The following is an 18,038-nucleotide window of genomic DNA, read 5'->3' as shown; positions in this document are numbered from 1 at the left end:
ACTTGCAACAACAACACGCCCAATACTCAATAACGCTTCACACCCGAAAGTGTGAGGCTTAACGCAAAACGTTAAATCACAAAACGTTCACCAACCATATTGCCAAAGATCGTTCACCCACTGCTTGGTGGGTGCTGACTCCAGAAGCTCATTTAACTTGTGTTTCTGAAATCAATTTCCCGCCATTGCTGACGGGCTCGGGAGTCTACTAGAAGTCGGCTTGGCGTCAACTCAACCCGACTCGAAAATTATAAAAAAGTACGAACAACAATCAAATCCACAGCCCCTGTTTGATCTTCAGTTTCACATTGTGAGCTGAAACGCTTGTTTTCGCACACTTTCAATGACTTCCAGTCGATTTGAGATTCTCTGTCTGACCACTAGCATCTCTATTTCGTCAAAGGCGGATTTCATTGATTGCTCAATACTTCACCTTTGATCATCTCTTTTTAGTATCGACCAGACAGCACTGTATATCTGCAACATGAACCAACATTGCCTGAAACGGTTTTTTTAAAGTGTCGAGCAGCATCATATTGTTGGTTAGGTGTTTCAGCTGAGACCGTCAAGATTTGCCGGTTGAGTCGAAAATCACTTCAGCCTCTGCAGAAGGGCTTTCCAAGGCAACCAATCCTCCCGTATGATCTTTTATTAGAACCAGTCCGAAAACCTCTGGAATCGCCGCTTTCCTCAACGTTTGAGAGAGCAATTTCAAGTTTCAGGACCAGCTCTAATACTTCCTTTCCTGAATGGAGCATTTTCGTGTCTGCATCCGAGGAGTCTCGTCCTCAAGGACTGCGATTTCAAGACACCCGTTTTTGGGTGACGCATCGCCGTCGGGAGTATGGACCATTCGATTATGAATGGAGCGAAGACCTCCGAGGGATCGAACTCCACTACCAAGGTGTGAAGTTCGGTGAAGTCTGCAGCGTGCATGAGCTGTTTGCAGATATGCGAGAGTTCGGCTTGCCCATGCGAGTCGTTGAAGTGGCCTGTGTTGTCTTTGGAAGTTCCCTGCTGGGAATTACCGGAGGATTCAACTCCCAGGAACGTGACAAAATGTTGACCGAAACACTTCGTGAATTTCACTGTGGAGATTTCATTGCTCGTGAGGATGACGGGTAAGACATGAAAGCTACAGGGATTTAAAAACATCGGCTGTCGTTGTTTTGTCCGATGTTCGATTTATCATATTGTGTTAGAGGGCAACCGATGGAACTGCTTGAAGATGCCTTCAACTGAGGAGCGTAGACATGGATGGTGAGACGAGGGATCGCTCCGAACCTGGCGCACTGCCTCGTTTCCTTGAGAGACTCACGGTTTCGGTCTCTCAAAATCCAACCGCAACAATTTGGATTGTGGGGTTGATGACAGCCCTTTCATTGGCTGTCACCATTCGCTTTCTCGAATTCAAAACAAATCGAGCCGACCTCCTCGATCCCAGCTCTGAATTTCACCAACGCTGGCTCAACTACACGGAAAAATTTGGAGATGAGGCAGACGTCGTTATCGTCGTCGAAGCGGATGATGAGATCACCGTCAAGAATGTGATCGACACTGTCGGTCAGCGACTCGATTCAGATCCCGATCTATTCGATCGCGTCCTCTACCGGATCGATTCGACTGCCATCGAAAGCAAGGGCCTGCAATACTTGTCTCCACTCGAGTTGGAGCAGGCAAATGCACGTCTGAAAATGTACTCCCCCATCCTGGAAGGACAGTGGAGTCGAGCGGGGATTGAATCGTACACAATTCGGCTGAATGACTTCATTCAGCAAACGGAAGCTTCAGGGGCGAAGGAAGAACTTGCCGCCGCTATTCAACAAGCTGAGCAACTTTGCTCAAGCCTCAATCAGTTTCTTCAGAATCCCCAGCAGTTTCAGTCCCCCTGGCCAGAAATCGTTTCCCGCTCGTCGGCGCCTCAAGGAGACGCATTCCAAACGAGATACCAGCTGGCAGCTTCTGGTCTAATGGGCTTCATACTGGTCACCCCCAAGAATGCTTCGACAGATTTCGCTGGGGGAGCCAAATCGCTGGCACGCATGCGAGTCATTTGCGCAGAAGCCCAAGAACAATATAAAAACGTCAAAGTCGGGCTGACCGGGATTCCAGTCCTGGAAGCGGATGAGATGCAACGCTCTCAGCAGGATATGATGAAAGCCTCGCTGATTTCTTTCATTGGAGTCGGCTTAATTCTCCTGATCGGCTTTCGCGGGTTTCGGCACCCGTTGCTCGCCCTGTTCATGCTGGCGATCAGCCTCGCCTGGTCGCTGGGGTATATTACAATTGCCATCGGACACCTGAATATTCTTTCAGTTTCGTTCGCTGCCATTCTGATTGGGCTGGGGATCGACTATGCGATTCACTACCTCGCGCATTACATCGAACTTCGGCACCGAAACGAAAAACTGCACCGGGCTTTGTCCTTGTCCTCACGGAGCGTCGGAACGGGAATCGTAACCGCCGCCGTGACGACTGCACTGGCATTCTTTTGTGCAACATTCACAGATTTTCTCGGAGTCGCAGAACTTGGAGTGATTGCAGGTGGTGGTGTTCTTTTGTGTGCAATTGCCACATTCACCATTCTCCCAGCCCTGGTCACGCTCGCAGATCGCAAAAAAGAGCCGCGTCAAATGCCGACGCCGTTCCAGGGCAACGCATTACGCAAACTGATCCGAAACCATCCCGGAGTGGTGACCGTCGTCACATTGCTGGCAATTCTTGGCATCGGTTCCCAAGGGTTTCAAATCCAGGACGGGACCATCCAATCGAAGGTGAAATACGATTCGAATCTCTTGAATCTGCAAGCCAAGGGTGTCAATTCCGTCGAACTCCAAAAACGGATCTTTCAGGAGACCAACGGCTCATTGCTTTACGCAATTTCGATTGCCGATTCGATCTCGGAAGCTCGCATTCTGAAGGAAGAGTTTCTCACGCTGCCAACTGTCTCGCGCGTCGAAGGGATGGCATCCTATATGCCGAATTTCCCACCGGAAGAAACAAACTTACTTGTTCAGGCCATTCATTCTCGGTTAAGTCGACTCTCCGACTTACCACGAGAATTCCCTCAACTGGACCCACTCTCGATAGGCCAGTCGATGGACCGGCTCTACGCGACACTTTCCTCCCGGACCGAACCTTCTGCGATCTCAGCTGCGAAATCTCTCGACAGTTTTCTCGACAATCTCACCGTGATGGAACTTCCGCAGCAAATGCAGGTTCTGTCGGGTTATCAAAACGGAATGCTCACGGCATTGCATCGGCAGTTTCAGGAAATCGAGAGAGTTTCGAGCCCACAACCCGTCAGCCCAAACGATTTCCTTCCAGGCATCCATGAGCGTTTCGTCTCTGAATCGGGTCACTGGTTATTGCGAATCTATCCCAGTGAGCAAGTCTGGGAAGAAGAGCCACTTACTGCGTTCGTCGAAGAGATCCGTTCGATCGATCCCGAAGCAACGGGGACTCCGTTACAGAACTACGAAGCCGCACGCCAGATTCGAGAGAGTTATTTCGACGCTGCGATTTATGCACTCGTAGTCATTTCCCTGGTCCTACTCGTGGACTCACTGAAGGCGGGAACACTTCTGGTTTCTCTCGTTGCCCCCTTGGCGGTTGTTGGATTTGCGTATTCATTGCGTTTCAAATCGGGCGAACCTGTGAACATCCTTCAGCTCGCGTGCTTGTACGCCTTGATTGTCGCGCTTGTCGCAAGCGTGCTCGATTTCAAGAGTGTTCGAGGTACTGTGTTGACTCTTCTCCCACCATTGGCTGGCGGATTTTTGATGTTCGGCATTCTGGGGATGATAGGCATGAACCTGAATCCGGCCAACCTCATTGTCTTGCCGCTGATCTTGGGAATTGGAGTCGACGATGGTGTCCACGTCATTCACGACGCGCGCCACTCAAGAGGTCGATATGAAACTTCTCCAAGTACAATTAATGCCATCACTCTAACATCACTCACTTCGATGCTTGGATTCGGGAGCATGGTTGTTGCAGCACATCAGGGGCTTGTTTCGCTCGGAACAATCCTGGTGATCGGCGTGGGAAGCTGCCTGTTCATTTCTCTTGTCACTCTGCCTGCGATCTTGACCCTCATTGATCGCTGGGAGTCAACTGAGAACTCTGCTCAGAATGAAGAGGCGAAACCGATCGACAAGAAAGAGATCGTGACGATTCCGATGGCGAAACATGAAACTGGTGTAGCCTGAGCCTTATTCTCAGCCCAAAAGAGAGTGGAAGAGATTAGGACTTGGTTCGCATGACACAGTTTGCTCTGTCGCATACTCGTGAAGAGCGTACTTTACCGGTAACTTACCGTTAACACTGCCGTGCGCCACGAGGCAGGCTCCGAATACCAGTTCGAAAAATGCCACGGTGCGAGCAACGGTGAACGGAAGTTTGTCGCTTGTTGCACATCCCCCCCTGGCAATCCGCTTCCTCCTGACGATTCAGTAGAGGTGACATAACCGAATTCTGGAATTGGAAACCACTCTCAGAACCGATTTGCACACGGCAGCCTGCTAACAGTGCCTTGCCTGTTTATGTTACCTTGCACAAAGCAATTCCAAGATTTGTTTAGAATCAGCCCGAAAACCTCTGAAATAGCCACTTTCCTCAATGCTCAAGAGAGCATTTTGAGAGGGCAAGTTCAGGTTTCAGGGTCAGTTCTAAAATTCCGCCTGTAACGAGGAGCGAATGCAACCTCGATGGCGATCTTCACGGGCCAGCAAAGCATTGGAAATGCTCTCAATGCGAAACGGTCAATAACCAACCAACGGTCCTGACTGATCGCCCAGAGAAGAGACGCTGATTAGGAGAAACGACCTGATCAGGGAAGATACACAGTAATACCATAGGTTCCTGATGAAATTCGCCATTCTTTCTTGCAGTACCAATTGCTACAGCACGCGTCGACTCAAGGAAGCGGCGATTCAGCGTGGGCACGAGGTGAAAGTCCTGAACACCTTGAAGTTCGCTATCGATCTCAAGGAGGGGACTCCCGATCTTTATTTCCGCACGAAACAGCTCAGCCACTACGACGCTGTCCTGCCCAGAATTGGAAATTCTATCACCTATTTTGGGACCGCTGTTGTTCGTCAATTCGAGCAGATGGACGTCTTCTGCGCAAATTCTTCAAACGGAATCTCGAACTCTCGGGATAAACTCCGAAGCATGCAAATCCTGAGTCGACATCAAATCGGAATTCCGGAAACGACTTTCGTTCGTGATAAAAACGACGTTCTTCCTGCCATCGAGCGAGTCGGTGGCGCTCCCGTGGTCATCAAACTCCTCGAGGGAACTCAGGGTGTCGGCGTGATCCTGGCAGATTCCGTCAAGATCGCGGAAGCAATTATTGAAACGCTACAAAGTACGAAGCAGAACGTACTTGTTCAAAAGTTCGTCGCAGAGAGCAAAGGCAGAGATATTCGTGCTTTTGTTGTTGGGGATCAGGTCGTTGCAGCGATGAGACGCGTCGCACAAGGACAGGAATTCCGCAGCAATGTCCACCGAGGCGGCGTGACGGAACAGGTCGATCTGGATGAGCAGTACCGAGACGCTGCCGTCCGGGCAGCTCAGATCATGGGACTGCGAGTCGCTGGTGTCGACATGCTCGAATCGAAGACTGGCCCGCAAATCATGGAGCTTAATTCATCGCCCGGCCTCGAAGGAATCGAAACCTGTACACAACTCGATATTGCCGGCACGATTGTCGATTACATCGCGGCTCAGGTCGACTTCCCGGAAATCGACTTGCGACAAAGGCTCACCGTCAGCCGAGGCTACGGTGTGACTGAACTTCACATTCCCGAAGGCTCAGAATATGTAGGCCGAACGATTTCGGACTCAGGCTTAAGAGAAAAAGACATCAACGCACTGACACTCTATCGTGGGACGACTGTCATCCCGAATCCGCGGTCAGATCGTATTCTCGAACCGGGTGATCGATTGCTCTGTTTCGGAAAACTTGAATCGATGCGCCAACTCGTTCCGAAGAAAACTCAGAAACAACGTCGCCCTCCCGTCCTGGAGCTTCCAGATAGTTTGGCCTCTCATCACGATGAGAAGAGCGAAGAAGAAAAGTAAGCTGGATAGAGCATTTTCGAATTGGTGTACAGATTCTGCCTCGTGGGCGAACGGTATCTTTACTAGAGCATCTTTCGAATTGGTTTGCAGGATCTGCCTCGTGGCGAACAGCATTTTTACTAGAGAAATGCGTTCTTCACGGGCAAACGGTAGAGCAAACTGCTCTAGAGAAATGCGTTCTTCACGGGTGCACGGTGCAGCAAACCGCTTTAGCAACCACTTCCAGCGTGCATTTTTTCACCAACGTTCAACAGGTCCGTTGGGAACTTTGATCAATGCCGTTGGAAGAGTTGCTTCGCGCTCTCCATGGCGTGCCCGAATTTGGTCAGCGATTTCATCAAACTCTGAAATCGATTCAAAACGCCTCAGGCGATCTTCTAAATCGTCGGGGATTCCCAGCTTCAGTCCGTACCAGCCAGCGAATTTCCGAAAGAGCAAACAACTGTAATCGTTGTACTGCTGGGTCATATAGTGAAAGTGTCGTCGTAAAAAGTTGACCTGCTCGTCTGCGTTTGGTTCGGTGGGAGTTTCTCCAGTGGCGGCTTGCGCGAGCTTTGCAAAGATCCACGGATCGAGCATTGCTCCGCGACCGATCGCAACTGCCTGACACCCGGTTTCAGCACGCATTTGATGTGCATCTTCGAGTGTACGGACGTCGCCATTTCCAACGACCGGAATGTTCTCGACAGCCTCGACGACTGCCTTAATCCCCTGGCGGTCGACCTCGCCATGAAAACCCTGCTGCCGTGTTCGACCATGAATGGTAATTGCAGCGACGCCGAGCTTTTCAAACTCTCTTGCCAGAATAGGAGCTGTGAGATTTTCTCTGTCCCAACCAAGTCTCATCTTGACGGTCACGGGTACAGTCACTGCGTTGACGACTTCCCCAACCGAAGCACACGCCCCGTCTGTATCACACATCAATCGAGCACCGCCACCTGACCCGTTAATCTTCGCCATGGGACACCCCATGTTAATGTCGATGCTTGCATATCCTCGATCTTCAAGCCACTTGGCTGCGCGAACGAGTTCTGCTGTGACACCCGAAAAAATCTGAATCGAAAGCGGTGTGTCATCCGGTGTTGTCTCAATCAGTTTTTTCGACTTCTGACTTTCAGCAACAAGTTGCGATGCGAGAACCAGATCCGTAGTTGCCAGTCCGAGACCGCCTAACTCTCGAATCACACGACGAAACGCAAGATGTGTATATCCTGCCAGCGGTGCCAGGAAATAGCGTGTCGGAATAATACGTGTCCCGATTTTGATCGGAGATTCATCGAGATTCAGTTGATCCAAAGTCATAACGAAAGAAGTGACCTTCTCGTGAGCGTATGTGGGGATTGGTTTCGAGAATGTCGAACTGGTTCTCTGTGATAATCGCCTGCAGTTTCAGCGTTGCAGTTTCAGCGTTGCAGTTTCACGCCTGCAGCATCAACTTAATCGCTGCAGCGATCATCACGACTTCATCCAGAAAAAGATCCCTGCGCCGATCGCGACGAAGAGCATTGTTCCAATCAGGATTCCGCCGAAAGGATAGTTGTACCGCGTTTTAGATGTCTTCAATGTCTCGACAGCCTTTAAGGCTGAGGAACGGACCTTTTCATTTTCGTCCTGCTTACTGAGTTGCATCAACGTCGGAATAAATTTCTTCGCGTGTCCGCCACTCTCCTCCATGGCCAGGACGCTGGCTTCTCGAATCTGCCAGTTCTCATCATTCAATCCATTCCTGATGACATCAAGATTGTGACCACTTTCCCCAGCGATTTTCCCAAGTGCTCCGATCGCCTCGATTCGTACAGGGGGCTGGCCCTGAGTTGCTGCCTCGACCCAAAGCTTTTCGCCTTGACGACCTGAGTGAGCTTGAATACTTGAAACCAAGTTCCAGCTTAACGAGCAGAGCAGCGAAACAAACAAGGTGATCACGACCCAGTTGGGAATGGAGTCATGTTTCAGAATTTTCCCGGGACCGACAGTCTTAAAAAATGCTGTCGCGGGGTCTTCAAGCTCTGGCCTCTGAAGTGGTCGATCCAAGCCTTTGTCATTCGGGTTGGAAACAACCGTCACTGTTTGCCTGACACTTCTCAGCTGTCGCCCGACCTCCGCTGCAGATGACTGACGATTTCCTTCTTCTTTCTCAAGAAGTTGCAGAATAATTCGTTCCAGCGCAATCGGGCAATCGAATGCCTTCTCTGTCGGTCGTGGTGGCGTATCCCGACAGTGCATGTGCAGGGTAGCTGCCGGAGTTGATCCTAAAAAGGGCGGTTCACCCGTGACCAATTCGTAGAGGACACATCCGAGCGCATAAAGATCTGTCTGTGGGGAAACTTCAAGGCCCCGGATCTGCTCGGGAGCCATGTAAAGAAATGTTCCCGCAGTTTTTCCAGCAGCCGTAATTTTTCGAGCGGCTGCGACGGAAGCCAACCCGAAGTCACTCAGTTTTAACTGACCTGATTTTGTAATCAAGAAGTTGCTGGGCTTCACATCGCGGTGAATGACTTTCTTTTCGTGAGAGCACTCGAGTGCATCGCACATCTGCAGAGCATAGAAAATCACCTGTTCCCAAGGAAGTTTTTTCTTCTCCTGAAGCTTGTCCTCAAGTGAACCTTCGGAGATCAGTTCCATCGCATAGAAGCGACGTTTATTCTCACACGAGCCACCAAAGCAGCGGACGATATTCGGATGCTTCAGGTTTTTCAGCACCTCAAGCTCGCGTTCGAAACGTGCGAGCGTGGTTTCATCGGTGACATCACTTGGGAGCATTTTCAGAGCGACCTCACGGTCGTTAACGACATAGCGAGCGCGATACACAACGCCCATCCCGCCTTCGCCAATTTGCTCAAGCAGTTCGAACGGCCACATCCATTTCTGGCGATCCAAATTTGTTGCTTCTTGTTTCGCGGTCATTTCTGTTTCCGTTCCGAACGGATTCGTCTTTCAATAAGTCTCTTTGTGGACCTGAATTGCCAACTGTCACGATTCCCTGGCAGGTAGAGAACCTGCTCATCTCAAATGACAGGATATCACATCAGCTTATATGAATGAGTCGTTTAGTTTGTCTTCGTACTCTCAGGTTTCTGGTAATGAAGTCTCTGATAAGTCCCAGAGACTCAGGTCCGTTCCATACCCAGAAGGTGGAGGTGTTGACCTCTAATGATATCCCGGAATCGCTGAAAATCCATTTCGATCGCCAGCCACAAAACAAGATGTCCCGGATTGATCTTGTTTAACCGGCGTATACACGGAATCCCCCAACTCAATTCTTCTCCACCAGTGGCAGAGATGGTCTTTCTTGGTTATTTTGATTGTAGATCATTTCGGTACAAGGGAACACGTCACTGCTGGAAGACGTTTGTGTTTCTCGTGTCCGTGAAGAACGCACTTTTGTCAGAAAAAATCATAGACATGATGAGATAGAACGCGTACATCATTCACGAAAATGCTCTAGACTGGAGATGTCTTCAAACCGACCCGTTCGACGAACGTGCCGGAATCATTCATTATACGATCTGTTAGACTTGAGATCGACAGCCTTTTTCTTGTTGCTGTTGGCATCGCCGACTAGCACTTGATTCAATACCGAGGCAATTCAATGTATTTGCGGATGGCAAAACGAGTACTCTTCGAGACCGACAAGCGGCTCGTCTGGAAACTCTTCTGGAACATGGGGATCAAGGGATCTTTATCCGTCCACAAGTTCAAAAAGCGGATGAAGAAAACCGGACAGGTCTTTCCGCCGTTTCTGTACATCTCAATCATCAATTCCTGCAATCTCCGTTGCACCGGCTGTTGGGTGGATGTGGCTGCGAAGCAGCAGACGATCGATGTCACAGCAATGAACAAACTCATCAATGAGGCCAAAGCGAACGGAAACGTTTTCTTTGGGATCGTCGGTGGTGAACCGTTTATGCATCCTCAAATTCTTGAGATTCTGGCTGCCCATCCTGATTGTTACTTTCAGGTCTTCACGAATGGGCACTTCATTACTGATGAGGTCGCTAAAGAACTCCGCCGGCTCGGCAATGTCACTCCGCTCATCAGCGTCGAGGGAAGTGAAATTGTCAGCGATGAACGACGCGGTCGTAAAGACGTGCTCTCGAAGACAATGCAGGGCATTCAAAACTGCTTGAACAACAAAGTTTTCACTGGAGTTTGCACCAGCGTTTGCAAGACAAACATCGACGACCTTGTGACCGACAAATGGGTAGACCGTCTCATCGAGATGGGAGTCTTCTACACCTGGTTCCATGTGTACCGTCCAATGGGACCAGATGCCTCACCCGATCTCTGCCTGACGCAGGAGCAACAACAGCGGATTCGTAAATTTGTCGTCGAAAGTCGAGTCAACAAACCGATCATCTTCGTCGATGCCTACTACGACCACGACGGGCAAGCACTTTGTCCTGCTGCAACAGGAATCACTCATCACATCAACCCTTGGGGCGGTGTCGAACCCTGTCCGATTGTGCAATTCACCAAGGACAATATCCACGACGACAAACGCTCACTCGCTGAGAAACTCGACTCGGAATACATCAAAGATTTCCGTGAACTCGCCAGAGACACAACTCGCGGATGTATTGTGCTGGAACGGCCAGACCTGTTGAAACAACTCATCGAAAAGCACGGCGCAGAAGACGGCACAGTCCGCCACACAGCCATGGAAGAACTTGAGGCGATGCAAGTCCGACCGTCACAATACAATCCAGAGCTGGCGATTCCGGAACGTAGCTGGGCCTATCGCATCGCCAAGAAGCACTTCTTTAATGACTTCCACGCGTACGATGGTCGTGACCATTCAAAAGCATCGGCCCCTTCGGTTTTGGTCGGAGCAACATCTGCTCCCCCGCCTGAGCCTGTCCTCGTCGAGTTGGAGACAACCACTCGCGAAGAGTAAAACCGCATGCAGAGAACCGCTGCTTCTGGAACATCTTTCGAATTGGTATTCAGATTCTGCCTCGTGGCGAACAGCATTTCTCAAAGAAAACCGCCATTCGCATCAACAACCACTGATACTCGCTTCTCCAAATTTGAACATTGGTGTATAGTCTTTTGTCAGACTTTCCATTGTCAGACTTAGAATGAGACTCCGCATCAGTCGGCCCGTACACTCACTGGCTCGCTTGCTGGATGTCGTACTCGTTCAAACCAGATTGGATGAGCCGAGAGTTTCGTAATCGAAATCACTACAAGTTTTCAGTGCGGGGCAAAATCGTGAAGGTGACAGTCGCTTGTGACATCTGCCGGCATCGGTATCAAGCCAATGAGCAGAGACTGGGCACCAAGCGGAAGTGTCAATATTGCGAATCGGTCTTCAAGCTTAAAGAAGCCCCAGAAACTGACGAGGCAGACAATGACCCCGATTCCGTATCGCCTTTCTGGCAAGTGATGCAACGCCTCGGCCATGGCGGCACAGGAGTGGTTGTTCTGGCGGTGTTGGTATTCATGGTCTCATTGATCTTCACCGATCCTCGCACATCGACAGCAAGTACGCGTCGGAAACATTCCTCCTCTGGCCGTAATTCAAGCTTTGCCTCGAATCCATTCGCCCGCACACCGGGCAAAAATCCACACACAAAGCCGAACACATCTGTCCCGACATCGAATCAAGCTCATGCACAGCGGATGCGGGAGATCCAAAGGAAGATGGCGATTCCGAAACTCGACATGCATGTCCCAACGGCGAAAGATTTCAATCTGCAGCCGATCCCGGCACCTTCGATGAGATTTTCGGATTCTCCAGAAATTGGCACGGATCCTAAACACCTCAACCTTCCATCAGTTTCACCGCCTCCTTCATCTCCTGTTCCAAATCAAAAAACGTTTTCTCAAGGGAGTGGCTTTCAAAACCAGCCGTCTAAGAAAACGACTGTCGCTTCCCAATCGACCGGTTCAACACTGAATTACGATGGACCAGGCTCAATCGTCCCGTCGGGGCGAACCGTTCAAATGGCTTCTCAGCTAAAAAAAGGTCAAGTTGTGCTTGTTCGCTGGAACACAAGCTGGTTTCCGGCTGACGTCTTAAAGGTCGCTTCAAACAGCGTACGGATACACTATCGAGGTTGGGCAGAGAGCTGGGACGAGGATGTCCCGATCGACAGAATTCAGTTCGCTCACAAAGAATTCGAAGACAGAAGTCGGTGACGATGGGAAAGAGGCAAAATCGAACTCTGATTCAGGAAGAGATTCTCTCTGCTCTGAATGTGGCGGTCCCCAGGACTCCAGTCAGTCTTGGATATCGCATCGGGCTGACCACAGTCGGGATCGCAATGCTTCTGCTGCCGCTGATTTATCTCGGGTTGATCGGTTTAATTAGCCACACAGTCTGGTGGAACTGGACACACCTTGCCGCGGGACATAGTGAGTCCGCCTTCTGGAATGTGGTTTCGATTTTCTTTGGAATTGTAACAATCCTCTTTTTGATCAAACCTGTTTTCTCAGGCTGGGGGAATCAAGAAAAGCCTGTTCGATTAAAACGAGAAGTCGAGCCGTTTCTGTTTGATTATGTCGAAGCGATCTGCAAAGCCGTGGGGGCTCCGGTTCCGAAATCGATTCGAGTCAATTGTGAACCGAATGCTTCAGCTGGATTTCGTGATGGACTTCGCAGCCTGTTCGACAGAAACTTAACTCTGGTCATCGGATTGCCGCTGGCGGCCGGGCTGAACGTTCAACAATTCACCGGGGTCCTGGCTCACGAATTTGGTCACTTCTCACAGAGTTACGGAATGAGGCTGAGCGCAGTCATCCGCTCAATCAATTACTGGTTTCTGAAAGCGGCCTACGATCGAGACGGCTGGGACAACTTCTTGACCGGCGCGTCGCAATCAATCGATATGCGACTCGCCATCTTCATTTACGCAGCCAGAGTTTTTGTCTGGTTGGCGCGGAAGCTGATCGCTTTTGTCGGGATTGTCGGTCACGGAATCTGCAGCTACCTGCTCCGACAAATGGAATACGACGCCGATCGCTACGAAACCCGCATGGTCGGCACCAAGACGTTCGCCAGGACCTGTAAAGATTTATCCTCAATCATGATGGCTCATCAGATGGCGTCGAATGATGCACAAGAATTTTATGCGGAGGGCAGACTGGCTGATAATTTCCCGCAACTTTCGATCAGCAACATTCCGCACATCACACCTGAATTTAAAAAAGCGTTACACAAGCATGAACGCGAATCCGTCACAGGATGGTTTGATTCACATCCCACGAATCGTGATCGAGTGAAGTCTTCTCAGGCCGATGGATCAGAAGGTGAATTTCAACCGCCGATGAACTTTGGTGAATTGCCTGCATCGGTTTTGTTTCACGACTTCGAAAAGATCTGTAAAGCTGCGACGATTCGATACTACAAATCTGTCCTTGGAGAAGACTTCGACAAGAAGAAAGTTCGCCCGACGAAAAGCCTCATTGCAAAACGGGATGCAGAGTACGAAGCAGGGAAAGCGTTGGACCGCTATTTTCAAGTCCACATTCCTATTCTTCGTCCATTGAGCATCTTCGAGAATGTCTCGGTCGCTCCGGAAAACCCGAAGCAAGTTCTTGAGAATCTCAAGGCAAGCCGAGAACGAATGCTCTCGCTTGTTGATGAGTACGAAACTCTCACGAAATGTTACGACGAAGCAGAAACGACCTGGATTCTCGCAGCCCAGGCCGCTTCGCTGCAAAATGCGGACCTGAAAATCAAACCTGTCGACTTTCGGCTTAATTCAAAAAACCAGAACCTGGTCCGGCGGCGAGTCAAACAGGCAGAGGAAAGTGTCCAAAATCTGGGGGCGAAAATGCTCGAATTTGAGGGAGTCGCGGAGGAACGACTCTCGAACGCACTCCAACTTCTGCAAGTGCAACAGGTCCACAACAAGATTGAACGTGGCGAGGACTTAATGTGGGAAATTCGACGACATGCAGAAGACTCGCGTTACGTCATCAGAATGATGCACAAGGTTCCCGATCTCCGTTTGTCGTTCAGTAAGCTCCGTGTCTTGTGCGGTCGACTCGACAACCGACATCGCCCCCGACTCTTCGAAGCGATCGAAGCACAGATGGGAAGTTTGCATAGCGTCCTGAAACGACTTCAGGAAGAAATGAAGGAACAAATGTATCCCTTCGACCACGACGACGATGGAACGACACTCGCTGACTACGCGCTTCCCATTCTTCCCGAACCGCAAGACCTTTTCGGAATCGCCCATGTCACTCAAGAAACATTCGAGCGACTCGCCGGTGTTCAGATGCGACTCTTCTCCCGTTTCGCTTACGCCGCTGAACAAGTCGAAGCCGCCGTCGGCCTGCCGCCACTCAAACAACGCAAACCTGCCAAAACGTAAACATTTCACAACCACGAGACCGGTTGCACACATATCTTAGAACTGATCCTGAAACCTGAACTTGTGCTCTCAAACACTGAGAAAAGCCACCATTCCACAAGTTTCCGGACTGGTTCTAGTAAATACGATAGGCGGCCTTATTCCGCAGCGGCTCTTTTCAAACGATCGTTAAGTGCGCGGCCCAGACCTTCATTGGGAAATGGCATTGCGACAATCGAATCGATCTCGGTCCTTTCGAGTCGTCGAAGTGCTGCAAAGAAATTGGCTGCTGCTTCAACGAGCGAACCACTCGGAGAAAGATTTTCTACCACTGCGAAATGATTCGTTTCCTGGCAGCCCATCACTAAGGCGCCCTTGCTGTTGCAGTCACGAATCTCTTGCAGGCTGCTGACAATTTGAATCGGTTTGGACGGAGCATAGTGTCGACTGAGCATTCCCGGGCCTGCTTGAGGGGAATCGTCACGATTTTCATGGGGATCAAGCTGATTAACTTTCCCGATGACTTTTTCGATTTCTTCCAGAGAGAGCCCACCCGGTCGAAGTAGAGTGGCTGTCCCATCCGCCGGGCAAGCAAGAACCGTTGATTCCACGCCGATGTCACAGGCGCCATCATCCAGGACAGCATCGATACGACCTTCAAGTCCATCGAGGACATGCTCAGCTGTTGTGGGGCTGACGCTTCCAAATCGGTTGGCGCTCGGAGCCGCAATAGGGACACCTGCCTTTTGAATCAGTTCCCGAGCAGAGTCCCGCTCTGGAATCCGGATGGCAACGTTTGGCAAGCCGGATGTGACGAGGTCCGGGATGATATCCCTCTTCGGCAAGACAAGCGTCAACGGTCCCGGCCAAAAGTGATCGACAAGTGCCTGCGCTGTTTCAGAAACGCTTTCAACAAACTCTTCCAACTGGCTTTGATCACAGAGATGTACAATCAACGGATCAAAATGTGGTCTTTCTTTTGCCTCGAAAATTTTTGCAACTGCGACTGGGTTCAGCGCATTCGCCCCCAGTCCATAGACCGTCTCAGTTGCGAAGGCAACCAGTTTTCCGTCCTGAATCAAAGATGCAGCTGTATCGGTATCGTAGATTCGTAGAGTACGCAGTGTTGATTCTCCGCTTTCGAATTCGGTGAAGAAGCTAAGCGATTGACCTGATGGACTGAAGAGCTCGCTAAAGCCGTGATGTACGAATCGTACGGATTCGACTGGTTGTATGGGAAAAGTTTGAGCACGACTTCCGTGCAGAATCCAGCCAGAAACCGCAAAGGTCCAACAATCAGTAGAAACCGCTTCAAGCTTTTCCTATCTGAGGACAATTCCCGGCATTCTAGCGATTTCCGATCTAAGCTTCGACTACGACATCTGACTACACCGGGCTAAATATGTCATCTCTTAAAAAAATCATAGTCACTTTGACTTGTTCACAGGCACTCTGCCTTATATTCGGGCTCTGGATTCAACACACAGTTGGGCACGCATCTCTCGTCGTCTCCGCTGAAAGTCATCTCGAAGCTGCCGCGACACCACACCATGCGCTGTCGAACTGCATTCTTCAAGCTGGAATTGTCATCTGGCTGACAGGGATTCAATTCTGTGTGAACTGGATGGTCATTTCCAAAGTTTACACAGCGGTTGAAAATCGTATTCAGAAACATCGTGAAGACTCGCTCGTTGCTGTCAACGAACTCGTTCGGACTCGTGACGCGATCATCTTCGGACTGGCCAAGCTTGCAGAATCCAGAGATCCGGAAACGGGGCAACACCTGGAACGCATCAGCATGTACTCGGTGAGACTCGCCACAGCGATGCGGAAGCATCCGAAATTCGCTGAGGTGGTGAATTCTGACTTTGTCCGCATGATTGGAATCAGTTCCGTATTACATGACATTGGAAAGGTCGGAGTTGAAGACGCAATTCTGCTAAAGCCAGACACTCTCAGCGAAAAAGAACGTGAAAAAATACGGCTGCACGCTGAACTCGGAAGTGACTGCATCCATCAAATCGAATGCAGATTAGGCAATTCGGACTTCCTCTCCATGGCCAGAGACATCGCCCTGTACCACCACGAACGCTGGGACGGGAAAGGGTACCCTTACGGACTTGCAGAAAAAGAAATTCCCCTTGCCGCCCGGATCGTTGCCGTCGCTGATGTGTATGACGCGCTGGCATCCCAACGGGTTTACAAGGATGCCGTTCCACATGTGGACTGCGTGGTTGAGATCGAAGCGAACGCTCACAAACAGTTCGATGCCGACATCGTCGATGTCTTCCTTTCAATTCATGAACAGTTTGCAGACATCGCCGAACGTTTCCGGGATGCCTCTCCTTTGAAAGGAGATCACATCCCTTCCGACCGGGGCGGCAGCTATACACCGACCGCAATTCAATACAACAAAATTCCAGAGGCACAATCGGGCAAATAAGAAGACCTGACAAGAAGACCCTGACAAGACTGTCAAATTTGCAGCGATCGACTGAAGTCACGTGCATCTTTTCAGTTTTCCAAAGCGAAAAAAACTTCTCCGCTCCATTTGGAAACGAGTGAACGACCCAAATTTTCAAGAGTCCTCTTTCAACTTATAGTCCTGCTCTCACACACGACTACGACTCACACTGACATACTGCTTGCTTTAAATAGGGACCAATGGCAATGATCGACAAATCAACCGAACGACAACTGGAAATTTTCCTGGTGTTGATCACCCTTGCGTTAGGGGCCCTGTTGTACTCGATTGAACATTCACGAATTGTCGTGTTAAACCTGTTCTACTTGCCCGTAGTGCTCGCAGGCTTCTTCCTTGGACGCTATCGAGCCGGAACACTGGCGTTGCTTTCTGTCGTGACGGCAACGGTTGTCATTATGGCTGACCTCACACGCTTTTCGTTTGAGCAAACACCTGTCATCGTCGCTCTGAGTGTGATGGTTTGGGGAGCGATCCTTGGAATCACTGCGATCCTCATCGGGACACTCAACGAAGATCGAAACACCAAAGTCACCGAAGTTCATGAAGCCCACGTGGGCGTTGTGGAAGTCCTCTCTCGATACCTGCAATGTGCGGACCCTGTACTTCAAGTCCGTACGAAACGAGTGAATCATCTCTGCGAACAAGTCGCAATCCGCATGCGAATGACCCCGCGAGAAATTGATGACCTCCGCGTGGCAGCCTTGCTCATGGATGTCACAAATATCGAAATCACTGCCCGCGTCATCCGCAAAGCTGTCGGTGATCTGGATCAGAATATCGTTTGCGAAGAGAACACGTTCCATGGGACGGAACTTGTAAAATCGCTGGGAGCCTCTCTTTCGGGGGCCTTTCCGCTGGTCTTAATGCAAAACAGCGACTGGACAAAAGCCGAAGCCCAAACCGTTCCAATCGGGGCGAGAGTGCTGCGAGTCGTACGCCACTACGTCGAGCTGACACAGTCCGGACTGGCCTCAGCTCACCTCAGCAATGAGGAAGCCATCAAAGACTTGAAAGTCGATTTCAAAGGCAATACTGACCTCGCTGTTATTAACGTCTTGGAAGAAGTCATCGAACACCGCTTCGAGACTCCTGCCCAGCAAAAGCTCAACAGGAGTCAACGTTCAACTGTCGAAGAAACTCCATAGGGAACCCTCGCAGCACAA

The 18,038-nt window shown here is 50.3% G+C and carries 11 protein-coding genes; 8 read left to right on the top strand and 3 right to left on the bottom strand.

Going from position 1 to position 18,038, the window contains the following annotated elements:
• Positions 1 to 762 precede the first annotated feature (762 nt).
• The 3 genes from ACN0YR_RS23695 (at position 763) to rimK (ending at position 6,087) form a co-directional block, all read left to right on the top strand.
• Positions 763 to 1,125 carry a hypothetical protein gene (locus tag ACN0YR_RS23695; protein ID WP_417851689.1) on the top strand — a complete coding sequence of 121 codons (363 nt, stop codon included), beginning with the start codon at positions 763 to 765 and terminating at the stop codon, positions 1,123 to 1,125.
• Between the two features lie 128 nt (positions 1,126 to 1,253).
• Complete coding sequence (locus ACN0YR_RS23690; protein WP_417851688.1) at positions 1,254 to 4,211, top strand: MMPL family transporter; 2,958 nt, start codon at positions 1,254 to 1,256, stop codon at positions 4,209 to 4,211.
• A gap of 655 nt (positions 4,212 to 4,866) precedes the next feature.
• Positions 4,867 to 6,087, top strand: a complete 1,221-nt coding sequence (gene rimK / locus ACN0YR_RS23685; RefSeq protein WP_417851687.1) for a 30S ribosomal protein S6--L-glutamate ligase — start codon at positions 4,867 to 4,869, stop codon at positions 6,085 to 6,087.
• 237 nt (positions 6,088 to 6,324) lie between these two features.
• Here rimK and ACN0YR_RS23680 read toward each other — a convergent pair whose 3' ends face one another.
• Positions 6,325 to 7,389, bottom strand: a complete 1,065-nt coding sequence (locus ACN0YR_RS23680) for a tRNA dihydrouridine synthase (RefSeq protein ID WP_417851686.1) — start codon at positions 7,387 to 7,389, stop codon at positions 6,325 to 6,327.
• Between the two features lie 153 nt (positions 7,390 to 7,542).
• Positions 7,543 to 8,991 carry a protein kinase domain-containing protein gene (locus ACN0YR_RS23675; RefSeq protein ID WP_417851685.1) on the bottom strand — a complete coding sequence of 483 codons (1,449 nt, stop codon included), beginning with the start codon at positions 8,989 to 8,991 and terminating at the stop codon, positions 7,543 to 7,545.
• 685 nt (positions 8,992 to 9,676) lie between these two features.
• On the opposite strand from ACN0YR_RS23675, the gene ACN0YR_RS23670 reads away from it, so the two are divergent.
• The 3 genes from ACN0YR_RS23670 (at position 9,677) to ACN0YR_RS23660 (ending at position 14,411) form a co-directional block, all read left to right on the top strand.
• A complete protein-coding gene (locus tag ACN0YR_RS23670) occupies positions 9,677 to 10,981 on the top strand; it encodes a radical SAM/SPASM domain-containing protein (protein WP_417851684.1) in 1,305 nt (434 codons plus the stop codon).
• Between the two features lie 260 nt (positions 10,982 to 11,241).
• Positions 11,242 to 12,228, top strand: coding sequence for a hypothetical protein (locus ACN0YR_RS23665; protein WP_417851683.1), 987 nt, complete (start codon positions 11,242 to 11,244; stop codon positions 12,226 to 12,228).
• Between the two features lie 2 nt (positions 12,229 to 12,230).
• Positions 12,231 to 14,411: a M48 family metallopeptidase gene (locus ACN0YR_RS23660; protein WP_417851682.1), complete on the top strand. Its 2,181-nt coding sequence runs from the start codon at positions 12,231 to 12,233 to the stop codon at positions 14,409 to 14,411.
• 137 nt (positions 14,412 to 14,548) lie between these two features.
• Here the strand turns inward: ACN0YR_RS23660 and ACN0YR_RS23655 are convergent, their stop codons facing one another.
• Positions 14,549 to 15,472, bottom strand: a complete 924-nt coding sequence (locus ACN0YR_RS23655) for an L-threonylcarbamoyladenylate synthase (RefSeq protein WP_417851681.1) — start codon at positions 15,470 to 15,472, stop codon at positions 14,549 to 14,551.
• Between the two features lie 320 nt (positions 15,473 to 15,792).
• On the opposite strand from ACN0YR_RS23655, the gene ACN0YR_RS23650 reads away from it, so the two are divergent.
• Together ACN0YR_RS23650 and ACN0YR_RS23645 are read left to right on the top strand one after the other, a co-directional pair.
• Complete coding sequence (locus tag ACN0YR_RS23650; RefSeq protein ID WP_417851680.1) at positions 15,793 to 16,833, top strand: HD-GYP domain-containing protein; 1,041 nt, start codon at positions 15,793 to 15,795, stop codon at positions 16,831 to 16,833.
• 227 nt (positions 16,834 to 17,060) lie between these two features.
• A complete protein-coding gene (locus ACN0YR_RS23645) occupies positions 17,061 to 18,020 on the top strand; it encodes an HD domain-containing phosphohydrolase (RefSeq protein ID WP_417851679.1) in 960 nt (319 codons plus the stop codon).
• Positions 18,021 to 18,038 lie beyond the last annotated feature (18 nt).

The sequence above is a fragment of the Thalassoglobus sp. genome (genome assembly GCF_048270125.1).
Taxonomy (GTDB): Bacteria; Planctomycetota; Planctomycetia; order Planctomycetales; family Planctomycetaceae; genus Thalassoglobus.
The sequence above is the reverse complement of the archived record's forward strand: the minus strand, read 5'-3'. Positions and strand labels throughout refer to the sequence as shown.